Origin of the sequence: Haloterrigena sp. KLK7, from assembly GCF_037914945.1 — an archaeon.
GTDB lineage: Archaea > Halobacteriota > Halobacteria > Halobacteriales > Natrialbaceae > Haloterrigena > Haloterrigena salinisoli.
This window is the reverse complement of the sequence record NZ_CP149789.1, coordinates 33,086-47,772: the sequence shown is the minus strand read 5'-3', so window position 1 is coordinate 47,772 and position 14,687 is coordinate 33,086. Positions and strand designations below refer to the sequence as shown.

Below are 14,687 nucleotides of genomic sequence, written 5' to 3'. Positions count from 1 at the left end.
GTGAAAACGAGATGAACTGTGCAATCCACATCATCTGACTCGGACATACCTGTCTATGCGTCTGTGGTCTAAATGAAAATTTCTGACTGAGATAACATGAACTGTCCACATCTGTCCTACAATTCACATCAAATTGCTCGTAGATTTCCGCCCGAAGGTCACTTTTGGATTGTTCTTCTGAGCCAGCATCTTCTTTTTCAGTGACCTTCTCCTGGATGTGGTGGTCACTATGCTTTACCGACATAAAACTATCGTAGAGTCAGAGTTTCCCTTTGCTCAGGAAATCGGTAGTCCCTGAATCGTAACCAAATCTATTTGATGTAGACTTCGCTGATTGTCCTCATGGAGGATGAGAAGGTATCTGACTGGAAGCCACCGTCGGCCGACCCTAAAGCGACTCTATGGCGATATATGAGTTTCTCAAAGTATGTTTCTCTGCTCTCAAGAGGGGAACTCTGGTTTAATTCTACCAAGGAGTTCACAGACCCCTACGAAGGACTGCTTCCTAAAGAAAACAAACAAGAATTGATTGAACGTCTTATGGAAAATCAGGGGAAACGAGAGTCCTACGCGACCAGGATCGTCAATACAATCAACAAATACATCGGGATTTACCTCGTTAATTGCTGGACACACAAAGATCATCAATCCGCTGCACTCTGGGACCTATATACTAACAAGAACGAGGGGGTAGCAATAAAAACAACTGTAGGAGACCTGTCTACCGCACTTGAGCCCAACAGATACGACTTCTACTCTGGATTAGTCAGTTACAAGAACTATGATGAGGACGCAATACCGAACGAAGATCCTTCTGTGATTTTTCATAAGAGACAAAGTTTCAGTCATGAAGACGAGTATCGTATCGTTGTTCGGGACCACGAGAAATCCGATAATGGACGTACCCCCTCTGGTAAGTATATTGAGTGTGAATTAGATTCCTTGATCCAGGAAGTCTACGTGCATCCATTCGCAGATAGTTGGTTTTGTGATTTAGTGGAGCAAGTGACATCTGATTACTGTCTTGACGTGCCGGTGAAGCAGTCTAGTTTGTTCAATGATCCAATTGAGTGACTGTCTGAGTCCTAAATCAGCTATCACCAACGTTGGAAGTGTTCGTAGACTCGTTCTGTCGTAGACACGCTACGGTGGCGAAGCCTATTGCGCACGTCCACAAGCCTGGTGTCGGAGTCTCCTAACATATAGTTCGACAGCGAGTGCCTGAGGGCGTGTGGATGGAGTTTTGACGGTCAGCTGGCTCCCCGTCGCTCCGGTGAAGATCGTTTCGCGCTTCGCTCAAAAACCTCATTAGGCGGTGTCGTCATCATTGCGGGGATCCTCAACGAGTTCGTATAACCCAGTCGGCTCATCAACATATACAACAACATCAGCGGCAAGAAGCGCATTTAGCTGATTGTGTACGGTATTGCGAGCTAAGCCGGTCTCACGCTGGATATAGCCTGGTGTTGCACGACCCTCTTGTAGTACATCCAGAATTTGTTCAGTAGCGTTCGTGATTTTCAGCGTCACAGATTCCATTCCTTGGTCACACAAGTAGTACATTCCGACCGAACTTAGTACTACTCAACCACTCAGATAGATCGCACAAGTAGTAACATTTATGCGCGTGGCTTGTAGACTATGATGTAGAGACCGAGGGTGCCAGGAAAATCTCGGCCGGCTGCTAAGGACAGCCGACCTCGGTCTTGAGGCCAAGACCAATGTCAATTCAACCACGCACAACCGAAACAGTTTCGGCTCGCAGTCGCACCGACCCCCGACCAAACTACATCCTCGTCGGCATCGACACCGAGGGCGCACACCACGTCTACCGCACCACAGACGAAACCGTCCACGTCGTCCACAACACAGAACGTACCTACCGCTACAACCTCAACACCTGCGACCAGCACATCAACGATTGGATCGAGTACGTCAACGCCGAACGCGGCTTCACAACCCAACACCTCTACTCGAGCCTCACGAACTCATTCTTCGATGCACTCGAGGGTGACGACCGATGAAAGTCGTCACCACCCCTACCCAACTCCTCGAGGGGTTCCCGGTCGGTCCCCACGACACCACCAAATGCCAACACTGCGAGTACCGACTGTACGAAGGCGACCGCGTGACCATCCTCGCCTCCCGCCCAGCCGAGACCGACCGCTGGGCGATCCATCGCCCCTACTGCGTGGCCTGCAGTCCTGACACCATCACAGAGCCAACCCTTGGCTGTACGGAACTCCTCGCCGAGTGCCGGCTCGGCACCCGCGCTGATCTACCCACCCAGCAGACACGGTTAGTTGCTCTCGAGCCCGAACTCGCAGACTCGAGTCCACCCTCAAACAGGGCCACCGAACCAGAGGCGATCCCCATCCCGAATCGGTGAGCCTCTAACACGCACTCACGCCGACAGTCGGTGAGCCTCTAACACGCACTCACGCCGACAGTCGGTGAGCCACTGCGCTCGGCTGTCCGCACTCTCTGCACTCGCTTCCAGGACTCGATGGCACGCCACTCCACTCGCCAGTCAGCACGCCCTCAGCTCGCACTCGAGGTACGCCTACCGTGACCGACGCGGGACTCACACCGACCCAGCAGCCGCCGCTGTCCCCACAAGCCACCCTCGAGATCGACACCGATCCTGTCTCAGAGCTGTGGGACCAGCTGTTCGCCCAGCAGTCGATCCGAGACCAATTCATCCGCGCCGTGCGCCGGTTCGCTGACGGCCGCACCGTCCCAGACTGCTATGACGCCCTCGAGGAGCAGAACGTTCCCTACTGGTTACGCTCCCGGATCCTCGAGGTCGCCCGCGGCAACCGGCATGAAGCCTGGCGTCTGGCCGCTGATCTCGTCCCGAAGCTCGGACAGGGCCATGCAAGTCTCGAGGATCTGCTCGCGACCGCCCAATTCTTCGCTGCCCACGTCCCCAACGACCACCCACCGACGCTCACAGTCATTATCGACCACGCGTTCGAAGATGCTCCACGGCGAAAACGAGAGTCGATCTGTCGACTGCTCGCCGTCCTCGCGACTGGCTTCGACGTCCGCATTGTCGCCACTGGGAGAACCCACCATTGGCTCGCTCGAGAGCACCGCGAAGACCTTCCCGGCGTGAGCGAATGGCGAGAGACACACCACCCTACTGGGGACCGCGTCGACGACGCCCTCGAGGCGCTGGATCCGGACGGTCGGAAGGTCAAACTCCTCCGGCAACTCGCCAACGAACCCGCTGAAACACTCTCTCGACACGCGTTGCGGGCGATGCATGACGTCGATCGCAGTCGGATCTCCCAGCTCTTGGTCTCCGAGACAAACTCGCTCACTGAGCTCGGCCTGGTCGCTGAGTTCGGCCCTGCCGATGATCGGACTGTCGAGTTGCTCGAGGCCGGTCGACAGCTACTCACCACACTCGACGCCCAACACGGTCGTCAACAGGAACTGACCGAGGCCGTGAGCGACACCGGAACATCCTCTCAACAGTGCCGTGTAACCCCGCGCACACGAGGGGAGGGGGATGACGGCAGAGAGGACAGCAACCCCTACCGAACGGCCTACCTCGATCGTCCAGGGCATGCCGCCGCCGCTGGCTGTGGAGAGAACGGCGGGATCACCCTTGTTGAGGCCCCGTTCGAGGATCGTACGGACGGTCCCGACCATACTCGATACGTAAGTTTCGACGCTGATCGCGAGGAAGCCGTCGTTGCCGTTCGGGCAAGTGGACCCCTGCAGTATGTGGTGAGTCTCGCGACGGCGTTAGCCTCGCCGCGATTGCTCAACCGAGCACTCATTGATAGCCGTCTCGAGGGACTCGAGGATCCGCCGGCAATCTTGCGAGATGCTCGCTGTATCGGCGCCCTTTCCGACGAAGCGCTCGAAGATCCCGAGACGCTTCGTGAGGCGTTCATCGAGTGGGGAACCGACCTCGAGGATCTCACCGCGAAACTCGCAGCCGGCGACTATGAAGATCGCGACCGCTTCCGTGGATCGATCATGCGCTCAGCTCATGGCCTTGCTGGTTCGATTGTGCATCTGTTCGATGCTCTCGAAATTGATATCGTTCGAGAGCTTCGCATCCCGTCGGGACTCGAGACCGAGTCGCTAGACGAACTCGCAACCTCGATCAGTATTTCGGCCGCGATTCAGGGGAAATACGGTGTGTTTGCCTCGTACCGACAACTGTTCGAGTCTCGTGAGGAAAAGCGTCGCACCGCACTCACACCGACAGTCGATGCCGACGACCCGTTAGGGACTCTCATTGGCTCCCTGGTCGTTCGCGGAGCTGATGTCCACCGACTCCGCCCCACGCTCGAGCAATCGCTCGAGACGCCAACAGCGGTCGCTGACGACGCTCCCGAGTTCGCGGTCCATGTTTCTCTTTCAACGGTCGATCGGACGGCGTATGCAGCGACTACAACACGCATCCTGCAGACCAAGACCCTCCGACCGACTCGAGAGATTGTGTCGTTGCTCCACGCGCTGACCGGCTCGCCATACGCTGCTGCCCGAGCACTCCAGCAACTCGCCACCGAAGACGAGAGTCGAGAGCTTCGGCCGGACGAACTCCGCTACGCGTTAGGAACACTCGATCCCGAGCAGTTGCTCCCCGATCTCCCACCGACGGTTGGCCGAATTGTTCAGACGCTTCTCACAGCCGAAAACCGCCTGTCACAGCGGGACCTCGCCGACCGAGCGAGCGTCTCAGCACGGACCATCCGGAACTATCGCAACTGGCTTGAGGCGTTCAATCTCATCCAGGTTGACGAGACTGGATACCGCCTAGCACTATCGTTCCAGACTACCTCCGAACGCCGCGATTCCGTTGTTCCAACTGTCCTCGAGGAGAACCAGACACTTCTCGACGCCGCCGACGCATTTCTCGAGACAATCCTCCCGCCGGAGCGATACGGTGATCCTGACGACCCACTTGGTAGCGTACTGTTCTGGCCGCCAGACCCCCAGCGATTACTTGATCACCAGCGAGTTGGCCCGTGGCTGCGACTAGCAGCTGCGCTCACAGCAACAGGATCTACCGGGAACAACTGGGCAGTGCAGATGGGTCCACTGCTCGAGCAGCAAGCGCTTTCTCAGACAACTCCGTAGGATAGAGGCACAGTTTTTGTCACACCACGCTTCGAACGCGGTCTCAAATTCGCTGAATAGGTTCTGGTGGGGTGCGCGTCATAGAATATAGCCCACACCCATTATCAAGCGATATAATTTGGACCTCTAGGTAACTGTCTTGTGGTTACTCGCCAACTCCCGCACCACCGAGCATATCAGTGGTGTTCCGACAGTTCGAACAAGCGTGGAGTTCGCCGCTGTTGTCGCTAAAGACGCGCCGATACTGGTCTGTGACGTGACTACCGCAGTTTGAACACTCTGCCATTAGGCAACACCCTGGATTGTATGAAGAGACAGTGAGTCAGATAATAAGTAGACTCCTGTACCGGCAAATAACAGCCACGAGGCCGAGGTTCACTCATTGGTCGCTCTCGCGAATGAACGGTTCGTAGTTGTCGAAAATGTCGGGGGTCTCCTCGCGGCCGCCCTCCATGCACGTAGCCCGTGCACATTCTATCTCCTCGAGTTCGGTGATTCGCTGGTCGCTAGGTCTGACAGTCCCCCCATCGTGTGTTGGCCGACGCACACGGCGCCGTGTCGCTCGTGGAAGGTTCCACTGAACTGGCAATTGACAGTCCAGGGCGTCATAGAACAGTTCCCATACCCCTTCTGTAACTACCTGACAAACGGTAAGTACAGGGAACTCATGCAGCAGATGACGGCCTTAGGTATCTACAAGCGAATATCCCTTCTTAGAAAGCGCTGTTCTAATATCTCCTTTATAGTTTGAAGGTAGATCTCCACGTGCGCTTGCTTCTCTCTCATCTTCAATAATATCGAACTCGAGAGAATCTATCGAAATATCTCCCTTTTCACCGACACCAATAATCTCTACTATTAACCCATCGCCAAATGGGTGGACTACAATAGATTCAACATCTTCCATAGCTTCTGTGATGCCTGTATTCGACTCTTCATCACTCCCCAACATAGTTTTTCGTGTTTGGGGTCGTAGATTTCCACATGGAAGATTGTGGGACAGAATCTGAGGAAAACTGTTCAAGATGTGGAAAACCGATGGAGCATGAAGACATTTTGGTAACCCTTGGGAGAGTATTCAGATGTACAAATGACAACTGCTTCCGAATCTTGGTCTCATACCGAATTGAATAGCACCATCTAATAACTGAATAGAATTTTACCGTTCGTTTCATATATATATACTTACCGTTCAGTACAGGTGAAGCATCCGTCGCTTAATACTCTATCAAGAATAGTCTCGTCAGATAACCTTCTCCCATGTGTGTTCACAGTTCATACATTCAAATTTTCTTTTAATATCTGGCCCGAGCAGCTCTCCAGCGGTTTCTCGACCACTATTCTCCTTACAATTCGGACATTTAACCCCTTCCATCCCATATGAATATTGGTTTAGAACTATATAATATACACGACCATCTCGGCACTTGTTCGGAAAATCAAGTGTATACTCTCAGGTGGAGATGATGTTGGCGGAACTGTGCTGAATAGAGGGCGTGAATGTAGACTGTGGAGACTTTTATTTCGAACTACTCGAATCGTTCAATACAGGTGAAGTACTGAACACAAGGTCGGGATGAAGTAACGACAGCCATCAGTCTGCTTTGTGGTTGGGCCAGTGAAACAGCCGATGTCTGCCATTCTATGAGAGTGGCTGAAGACGGTTATGCAGAGGGATTGTATACACCATCACCCCATACTGCTATCAAATTTTGATTACTAGAGTCGGTATTAAGCGATATATAGGCACACTCTGCAACCCCGAATCTCTGATTCACTTGTTACTAAGAATATCACGGTCAGTATAGGGGACACAAAGAACGTTCGTAATCGGAGGATCAAATCCTGATACAGAGAGAAGGTAGAGAGAGGCACCACACCTTTTCCGGCTGACCGGCAAAGTCCCAATCAACGAATGGACGACCGATTCAGTCGATGGTTGCTCCTCTCAGGGGATCGGTTCAGGGTCGCCACTGGGATACTCTTCACCATGGCTGTGGTGGTGCTTATCCCTCTCTTCTCACAGTTCGCCATCCGCAATCTCACGCCGGTGATCTATATCGCGAGCGCATTGATCGGGGGGAATATCACGCTCATCACCCTTGTGGTCGCGATTAACCAAGTAATTCTCTCCCAGGAACTAGAGTCTCCGGGGTCGCTCCGAGACGAGATCGACCAATCAGACGACTATCGGCAGGCAGCACTTGACCAGCCCGCACCACCGACCGATCCAGCCGACTTCCTGCAACAGCTCCTTCAGCAGACCCAAGAACGCGCCGGTTCGCTCGAGGACCTTCTCCCTGACTCGAGCAATGAACCAGATACCCATCTTATCGATGAGCTACCGGAGGAATGTGCCCAGATTAGCGAGGAACTCGGGTCAGGATCGGATAAACTCTCTTCGGTGATCGTTCCCCTCCTCGGTATCGAATACGCGACTCACATTCATGAATGTCATCAACTTGAATCGGCTTACGAGGGGGATGAGCATGACCAGCTGCTCTCCACGCTCGATTCCTTGAGCGCGGATTTGAAGAATCTCGACATTGCTCGGCAGTACTTTACGACCGCGTTCATGAAGGAGGAACTCGCACAGCTCTCTCGCTCACTCCTGTATGTCGGTGTGCTGGCGATTTCGCTCCCAGTCGCGTTACTCGTCCAGCTCGCTACCTTTCCCACGGCGGCTGCCCCTATGCCAATGCTATTCGTTTTCGCTCTCCTGACGGCTGTGGTTGGTCTCATCCCTCTTGCGCTCCTAATAGCGTTTATCCTCCGGGTAGCAACAGTGGCCCAGCATATCGCCTCAATCACCCCATTCATGACGTAGCAACAACCGTGACTGGAATTGATTTCGTCGCCGCACGGGAGGACGAGTTAGTTGTATCACGCTTACCAAGAGAGAAGATCTCAGTTGGTAATATCGCGGATTTCGATCAGTAAGCACACGCAGTTGCCGTTCAGTACAGGTCAAGTAGGTAACGAAGCCGCAATTGATATCACAGACACCCGTCAAAAACACTGCGCTGAATACAGAGGATGAGTTCAGCAGTCCGATATCGATTATTTCGCGACAACACCAGTGAACCAGCCGCACACTACAGGTGAAGCACATACCGTTCAGTACAGGATGCACATATACCGATCAGCATGGGGAAGCGAAGAAGCAATACACCAAATTTCTGGGGGACAGAAATTATCCTCTGTACAGTTCCTTTACCAGATAATGGTACTTAGAGATGGTTGAGGGATCTTCACGGGAAGGTAAAGGATATGACATCCTCCTTATCGAATCAGACCCCGATAGTATCTCACCTTTCATCGACTCGTTCAAGATGACTAAAGTCACGAATAGAGTAACAACTGTCTCCAGTGGCGATGAAGCGTTCAATTTCATCAACCGATGCGACGCATACGAGGACGCTTCACGACCCGATCTTGTTTTTCTGGATCTCCATCTCCCCAGCACTGACGGCCTCGAGATCCTTGCCGAGATAAAGAATCACACTGAGTTAAAACGGATACCTGTAATCGTACTAACGAGGTCAGACGAAGCGGAGGAGGTTGCTCAAACGTACGATCTCCACGCGAACGCTTATGTTCGAAAACCAGAGTCACCGGAACGTTTTGAGCGACTCGCACAAGCGATTGAAGATTTCTGGCTCGATCACGTTATACTCCCTCCAAAAAAATAGGACCTCGTAGTTGCCGTCCCTATTGCACACTTCCAATAGCCGGTAACTTCGATGTCATGTGAGATAGTTATCGAAGCTACCAGCATTCATTCTATTCAAATTAGTGATCGAACAGAAAGCAATCCTAACTGGGTAGGTCTCACAGAGAAGTCGATAGCTGGCTCAAAGCGAGATATGCAAAGTGCACAGGATGCTAACCGAATCGTAGCCATCTATACTGATTGCAGTTCGTCATACGCTGCTCGTCTCTGGCCAGATGGGAAAATCCGATTGATTGGAACCGGTGCTGACTGTCCCTGTGGCGGAACCGAATTTCGACAAGTTCGGTGATGAGTACGGACTGTTCAGTACGCAAGTGTAGTGAACGGATAGTTCCCTCCAGAGTGGGTGAACAGAACGGCAGGCGGATCGGTCTCTGACATCCTCTGGAACACGCAAGATGGGCAGTCCACTCGAGATCACGCGAGGAAGACACCAGATTTGACCCTGTTGAAATCCTATTCTTCAGACGAGATGTTGTCTGAAACAGCTGTTACACAGAGGACAAGTAGGTGACGGAGCAGCGACCGTTTTGAATTAGAAAGGGTAATTCACCAATAGTTTATCAAGTGTTGTCTGTGTTAGATTTATAAGCAAGGGGATGATGATTTTGCTTGCAATGTCACCCGGCGCTGATCGGGATACAGACGTAAATTCCCACTCAACCATCCTGCTTGTAGAGGATAATCCGGGTGACGCGCGTCTCGTCAAGGAGGTGAGCGAGGACTTGGGACTCGCAGACTTACTTTCTATTGTTACAACTGGATCGGACGCGCTTGATTTCGTGAATCAGCGTGGCGAGTACACTGATGCTCCATCAACGAACCTCATCATCCTCGACTGGCATCTTCCAGACATGGCTGGTGAAGTAGTTTTGGAGGAAATGAACAGTGACCCTGCCCACAATCACATTCCCGTAATTGTAACAACTGGTTCAGTACCCAAACAAGAAGTCCGCAAAATATATAAACAAAATGCAAACGGCTGTCTAATGAAGCCTGGAGACCCCGAGGAACTCAAGAAAATAATCCAAGCGTTCGAAACTTTCTGGTTATCAGTTGCTCGACTCCCTCGTGCTGATACTGAAGAGCAATAATAGCAGCTAACGGTCAATCTCTTCTATAAAATGATTTGATATGGTCGAATGAATCCAACACTCAGTTCGCACCTGTAGTTATCGCGAACACGAAGTGCCGCCGTCCCTGTCGACGAACCCGATCGATCCTGCAACGGCTCTCGGAGCAGTTGGACGTCGCGTATGACGGCCTTGAGTACGATCCGGACAATGGTGAGTATCTGAAACCCCACGGCGCACGCCGTGGAATCGGCCACGAACTGTACAAAAAGGGCCACGCGGAGGTCGCACAGAAATCGCTCCGGCGCACGTCAATGGACGTCACCGACGAGTCCTACCAGGACATTCAGGCCAGTGAGATGGCGCAGGCTGTCGACGAGATCCTCGAGAACGGCGGCGATTGATCTGGCCTACGAACAAGACAGGATAATCTACTAAATTAGATGTATCGTAGGCTCCATCCGATCTAGGGCATCGCATCTCTCTTCTACTGGCACGGCATCACACCGCATTGTAGTCTGCTCGCCCAGTTAGTTTAGCTATGTCACTCGCAGACCTGCTCAGCGAGTGCTACGCGGCGGAATTTGATGAATCGTGGGAGCGGGAACGGACGGTGACGCCCGTCTGGGCGTTCGCCGTCCGGCTCCACGCGACCGGTTGTTCGCTTCGAGAAACACAAGTGATTCTTCGCTTGCTCGGCGTTGAACGGTCTCATCAAGCAATCTAGCAGTGGGTACATTGGCTGGCTGACAGCGTTCCAGACCCGCCGACGGCGCAGCCGTCGTGGGTCGCTATTGATGAGACCGCTGTCAAGATCAATGGCGACTGATCTTGGGTATATGCTGCAATCGGCCTAGACTCGCGGTTGATTCTTGATGTCGCAGTCATACACAAACTCCGACATTCAAATCCACCAATTCCAGCCCAAAATGAGAGTAGCTAGATCTCTATCCGAGCTATCTTAGATTCCTTGTAGTACTCCGTCGTCTCGGAAAGTTTCTTGCGCGGTGAAGGGTCCGAACAACGGCAGCGAATCCAGCCATTGCCGAGTGGCTGGTACGAGTCGAACCGTTCTACTTCACCATCCTCCAAGAGAATCGTCACCATTGTCAGATATCTGGGACGACCCCTGCGCCATGGTACATCAACCGCTGATCACGACACTTCGAGCAGGCGTGCAAGATCCCATCGGTCTCCCCGAACACACGACTGTACCGATCTGAATGATGTGCGCCACAATTCCGACAGTTGCTACTCATCGTGCCCCTCTTCGGGAACACACGTCGCACGCGCTCGAGCGATCTCGAATGTCTCGAGTTCGGTCGTACAGGCGCATCACGTCGTACTCGAGATCCGGATCGTCGTGAGGTGTACGGACAGCGCTCGGGATGATCGTTGGCCGGTCGAACGTCGATCCCGCCGCAGCCGTAGGTATGCATTCGGAGTTCCGAGGTATCTATGCTCATAGTAGCATCCCCGCGAATTTCGACCGGAGTGTCTCCCGAGTCTCACCGACTCGCCAGCTACGGATCAACGGGTGCAACACGCGGTCGTAGCCCTCGAATACGGCGCGTAGCGGCACATCATGGCCTTCGAATGTCGCATGAGTCCGGGCGAGTTGGCAGTCGAACTTCCAGAGTGTTCCGCTAATCGCTCCATCCGGTTTGGAAGGACGCTCGAGGCCGCGGGCATCACTTTCTTTCACGCCGAACCCCCTGAGTCACGACGCTGTTTTCTCGTGTCTACTGAGCGATCTTCTGTTACTACTGCTGTAACAAGGAGTCTGGTTACTACTGTTGTCCTCACAGCATGCTTTTCTGTGGTGTAAGTCAATTCAGAGGAAATGAAGGGTAGGGAACGCACTCGACTCGTGGCAGCGTGCGAAGACTGCGGGTCGATGTATGCGGCTTTCAAGCTTCCAAACGGAGATATACGACCAATCGGGAATCGGAAGGGGTGTGCATCCTGTGGTGGAACAGTGTTCAAGCCGCTCCCAGCGTTCTCGGACGAAACTGGAGAAGCGAACGCTGACTGAATAGTCCACTGTCGATATGAATGGGGTAGTAGATACAACCCCTCTCTACACTCGGTTCCAGCCCCTCCCATAGAGTGGCGGTCATCAACCGAGTCACTGGCCCAATCACGAGATGGTTCGATGATCACCATCCCTTCATCACCGACAGTACGTTCAGTACCGCCCGTAGAGTGTGTGTTTCCGCTCACGCTGACCCCACCCATAAACTCCGCAAGTCCAGTCCGTGGCTGCCGTCGCCACTGCCACTCAGGATAGTGGACCCCTATCATCCCGACCCAGAACATCTCCCAAAAGTCGGCCTTGTACGGCTCGATCGCCTGCCAGTACTGGACCTCGACCAGCCCCTCCTCAACTCGACGGTGCTCCTCACGTTCCCAGCCGTCGCGACGGATCATCGACTGGAAGCGCTCAGCAGCGTCACACGATACCGCAAATCCACTCAGTTAGGCGAGAACCAGGTTATTAGCGGATCTGGCTTACGATGACGATAGTTGGAGGAGTATGGAATCCCGTGACGATGGAGAGTGCAGTTGCAAGAATCTCAGTTCTGCCGAAGTCTGTACTATTGCACCTTCTGAGTGATCAGAGGTCGACGTACTGATCTTCCCACTCTCGACGAGCCTCAAATTCCCGCTGGCCGCGTCTGGTGATACTGTATACGTTTGTTCTCTGATCCTTCTCACCTTTCTCAACCAATCCTTTATCAACAAGGGTATCCAGATTCGGATACAGTCGGCCATGGTGAATCTCTTTCTCGTAGTAATTCTCCAGTTCTTCTTTGATGGCAAGGCCGTGAGGCTTGTCAAACCCAGCGACAGCGTACAGCAGGTCTCGCTGGAATCCAGTTAAATCGTACATGATATCTGTTCTATTAGGATCCTTATCCAAAATAGCTCCGTTATCACTATCGATCTATCATCCCTCGAGCCTGGTCACAAGGCAGCGGCAACGGACGGACGACCGGTGCCCGAATGGACAGGATCGTGGCGAACGCCTAGCACCACACCGTGGCCGCCGTTGCTGGCGACCGGTGGACAGTCGACCTGGAACAGAGCTCGCAATTGACAGTCCCTGCTGCTGTAGAGTTCAAGCATGAACTCGAGTTCAGTGATACACTGGAATATATGATGGCGGAGAAAAGTTCCCATACCTCTCTGTGACTACCCGACAAACGGTAAGTACAGGTGAGGAACCGAACGATTCACATCAAACGGATATGATGTTGTCATATGTCCGACCGCACCGACCGATTACTCGCTGTTCTCGTCATACTAATGGCCTTGCTGGTCGTGTCTCAAACAACCGTTGTTCCACGAAATCAACTTCTGGGTACGATAGGGCTTCTAGTCGGGATCGTCGCTATTGTGTACGCACTCACGGAACTAGTGCAAGCGTTCTAAACCTGTCGTTTGAACCGATAAGTTCGCAACAGACTGGGTGAAAAGAACGGCAGGCGGATCGTTCTCTGACACCCTCTGGAACACGCACGATGGACAGTCACTTGTTGTTGCTCGAGTTCAGTGATATGCTGATCGTAAGGGCTGACAGTCCACTCGGCTGGAAGCCGCCGGAGTCCAGGACATGCTGGTTGCCAGAACTGACAGTCCCCCTGTCGCGTGTTGGCTGACACGGCGCCGTGTCGCTCGTGGATGGTCCTACTGAACTGGAGCTCGCAAGTGACAGTCCCCTACTGCTGTCGAGTTTAATCTTGAACTCGAGTCCACGTGAGCTGTTGCTGGAAGCGCAGTGTTTCGCACAAGACAGAACCTAACTAGTGCAGTCACGGTGGCACCCAGATGGGGCGTCGATACTGGCACCTCACTGGTGCTCTCGTGCTGTTTACATTGGTCTCCCTCCGTCTCATCACACCAGCACCCTAGTCGTGCGTGGGACGGTTGGCACCCCGGCAGTGCATCACGACGAGGTGAATTAACTTGTGTCACTCACGTTGGCACCCAAGATGCCGGTCCCACCGGCTGGCACCCCACGCTGACGCTGTGTGTCTTTGTCGGCCTATTCGGCGACAGAGGACTGTCCAGCCCTATCGAAATCATATTCTTCAGATGTGATGTTGTCTGAAACAGCTGTTACAGAGAGATGCGAACTGATCACTCAATTTCTAACTGGCCGCTCTCGCCGTCTCCCTCACCGCCGTTCTCCTCCCATTCGAGTTCGAACTCGATACTCAATTCACCGGGACCGTCCGTCGGTCCTTCGCGTTCGGCTTTGACCTCAAACGTCGGGCGGGCTGGCGGTTCCATCGTCACGGATTCGGAACCTGATTTTAGTGTGACCGCATCACCTTGTTCAAGCTTCTCAGCAACACTGTGAAGATACGATGCGATTTCTTCTCGAGTCTGGCTGCTCTCTGATTTGAACAGAACTTCTTCGGGCATACAGAGTAACAATGTACTGCCTGCACCGATAAGTGAACCCCCTGTATTTATCGCTGAGGGTGTTAAACCTGTCTCCAGTTAAGGGATTCAACAGAGCCGACTGTCCTCGGTTGTCTTACAGCCACGCTGTCGCTATCGTTACGTGGTCTCCGGAATCCCACTGCTCGAGTTCACGTGTTCGCAGTGTCTCGCTGTTCTGGATGGCGGCGCTGTCGGCGCTCTCGGTGCTGACTGTCCTGCTGGGCGATACACTCTGCTCTCCGGGCCGCTGCTCGCATTGCTGGACTGTCCCTCTTCCCCTTTCGTCTCTGCGTCTTTCTGCTCTGGGTCCGGCACGCCCTGACTGT

General features: G+C 53.3%; 11 protein-coding genes and 1 pseudogene. 8 read left to right on the top strand and 4 right to left on the bottom strand.

The genetic code is table 11. The features are described 5' to 3' along the window. Positions 1-342 precede the first annotated feature (342 nt). Positions 343-1,074, top strand: coding sequence for a DUF2971 domain-containing protein (locus tag WD430_RS20925; RefSeq protein ID WP_339106292.1), 732 nt, complete (start codon positions 343-345; stop codon positions 1,072-1,074). Between the two features lie 234 nt (positions 1,075-1,308). On the opposite strand, the gene WD430_RS20920 is transcribed toward WD430_RS20925, so the two are convergent. Continuing rightward, positions 1,309-1,530, bottom strand: a complete 222-nt coding sequence (locus tag WD430_RS20920; protein ID WP_339106291.1) for a winged helix-turn-helix domain-containing protein — start codon at positions 1,528-1,530, stop codon at positions 1,309-1,311. A gap of 191 nt (positions 1,531-1,721) precedes the next feature. On the opposite strand from WD430_RS20920, the gene WD430_RS20915 reads away from it, so the two are divergent. Both WD430_RS20915 and WD430_RS20910 read left to right on the top strand, forming a co-directional pair. Then, on the top strand, positions 1,722-2,024 hold the full coding sequence (locus WD430_RS20915) for a hypothetical protein (RefSeq protein ID WP_339106290.1): 303 nt from the start codon (positions 1,722-1,724) through the stop codon (positions 2,022-2,024). A 544-nt stretch (positions 2,025-2,568) separates the two neighbouring features. Continuing rightward, complete coding sequence (locus WD430_RS20910; RefSeq protein ID WP_339106289.1) at positions 2,569-5,103, top strand: hypothetical protein; 2,535 nt, start codon at positions 2,569-2,571, stop codon at positions 5,101-5,103. Between the two features lie 685 nt (positions 5,104-5,788). Here WD430_RS20910 and WD430_RS20905 read toward each other — a convergent pair. Beyond that, positions 5,789-6,010, bottom strand: a complete 222-nt coding sequence (locus tag WD430_RS20905; RefSeq protein ID WP_339106288.1) for a hypothetical protein — start codon at positions 6,008-6,010, stop codon at positions 5,789-5,791. Between the two features lie 1,008 nt (positions 6,011-7,018). Here WD430_RS20905 and WD430_RS20900 point away from each other — a divergent pair. From WD430_RS20900 to WD430_RS20880, 5 genes and pseudogenes are all read left to right on the top strand, one after another. Further along, on the top strand, positions 7,019-7,930 hold the full coding sequence (locus WD430_RS20900) for a hypothetical protein (RefSeq protein WP_339106287.1): 912 nt from the start codon (positions 7,019-7,021) through the stop codon (positions 7,928-7,930). A gap of 409 nt (positions 7,931-8,339) precedes the next feature. Further along, positions 8,340-8,795, top strand: coding sequence for a response regulator (locus WD430_RS20895; RefSeq protein WP_339106286.1), 456 nt, complete (start codon positions 8,340-8,342; stop codon positions 8,793-8,795). Between the two features lie 658 nt (positions 8,796-9,453). Further along, positions 9,454-9,930, top strand: a complete 477-nt coding sequence (locus WD430_RS20890) for a response regulator (protein WP_339106285.1) — start codon at positions 9,454-9,456, stop codon at positions 9,928-9,930. Positions 9,931-10,079: 149 nt separating this feature from the next. Further along, a complete protein-coding gene (locus tag WD430_RS20885) occupies positions 10,080-10,313 on the top strand; it encodes a hypothetical protein (RefSeq protein WP_339106284.1) in 234 nt (77 codons plus the stop codon). 137 nt (positions 10,314-10,450) lie between these two features. Next, a pseudogene (locus WD430_RS20880) lies at positions 10,451-10,735 on the top strand (IS6 family transposase); the annotation flags it as partial. A gap of 1,791 nt (positions 10,736-12,526) precedes the next feature. On the opposite strand, the gene WD430_RS20875 reads toward WD430_RS20880, so the two are convergent. Continuing rightward, on the bottom strand, positions 12,527-12,802 hold the full coding sequence (locus tag WD430_RS20875) for a PadR family transcriptional regulator (RefSeq protein ID WP_339105971.1): 276 nt from the start codon (positions 12,800-12,802) through the stop codon (positions 12,527-12,529). A gap of 1,250 nt (positions 12,803-14,052) precedes the next feature. Further along, entirely contained in the window at positions 14,053-14,340 is a 288-nt protein-coding gene (locus tag WD430_RS20870; RefSeq protein WP_339106283.1) for an amphi-Trp domain-containing protein, read from the bottom strand. Positions 14,341-14,687 lie beyond the last annotated feature (347 nt).

What these genes read in the sequence shown, in the direction of transcription:
- WD430_RS20925 (WP_339106292.1), top strand. Translation starts at nt 343, where the DNA reads ATGGAGGATGAGAAGGTATCTGACTGGAAGCCACCGTCGGCCGACCCT.
- WD430_RS20915 (WP_339106290.1), top strand. Translation starts at nt 1,722, where the DNA reads ATGTCAATTCAACCACGCACAACCGAAACAGTTTCGGCTCGCAGTCGC.
- WD430_RS20905 (WP_339106288.1), bottom strand. Translation starts at nt 6,010, where the DNA reads ATGGAAGATGTTGAATCTATTGTAGTCCACCCATTTGGCGATGGGTTA.
- WD430_RS20900 (WP_339106287.1), top strand. Translation starts at nt 7,019, where the DNA reads ATGGACGACCGATTCAGTCGATGGTTGCTCCTCTCAGGGGATCGGTTC.
- WD430_RS20895 (WP_339106286.1), top strand. Translation starts at nt 8,340, where the DNA reads ATGGTTGAGGGATCTTCACGGGAAGGTAAAGGATATGACATCCTCCTT.
- WD430_RS20890 (WP_339106285.1), top strand. Translation starts at nt 9,454, where the DNA reads ATGTCACCCGGCGCTGATCGGGATACAGACGTAAATTCCCACTCAACC.
- WD430_RS20875 (WP_339105971.1), bottom strand. Translation starts at nt 12,802, where the DNA reads ATGTACGATTTAACTGGATTCCAGCGAGACCTGCTGTACGCTGTCGCT.
- WD430_RS20870 (WP_339106283.1), bottom strand. Translation starts at nt 14,340, where the DNA reads ATGCCCGAAGAAGTTCTGTTCAAATCAGAGAGCAGCCAGACTCGAGAA.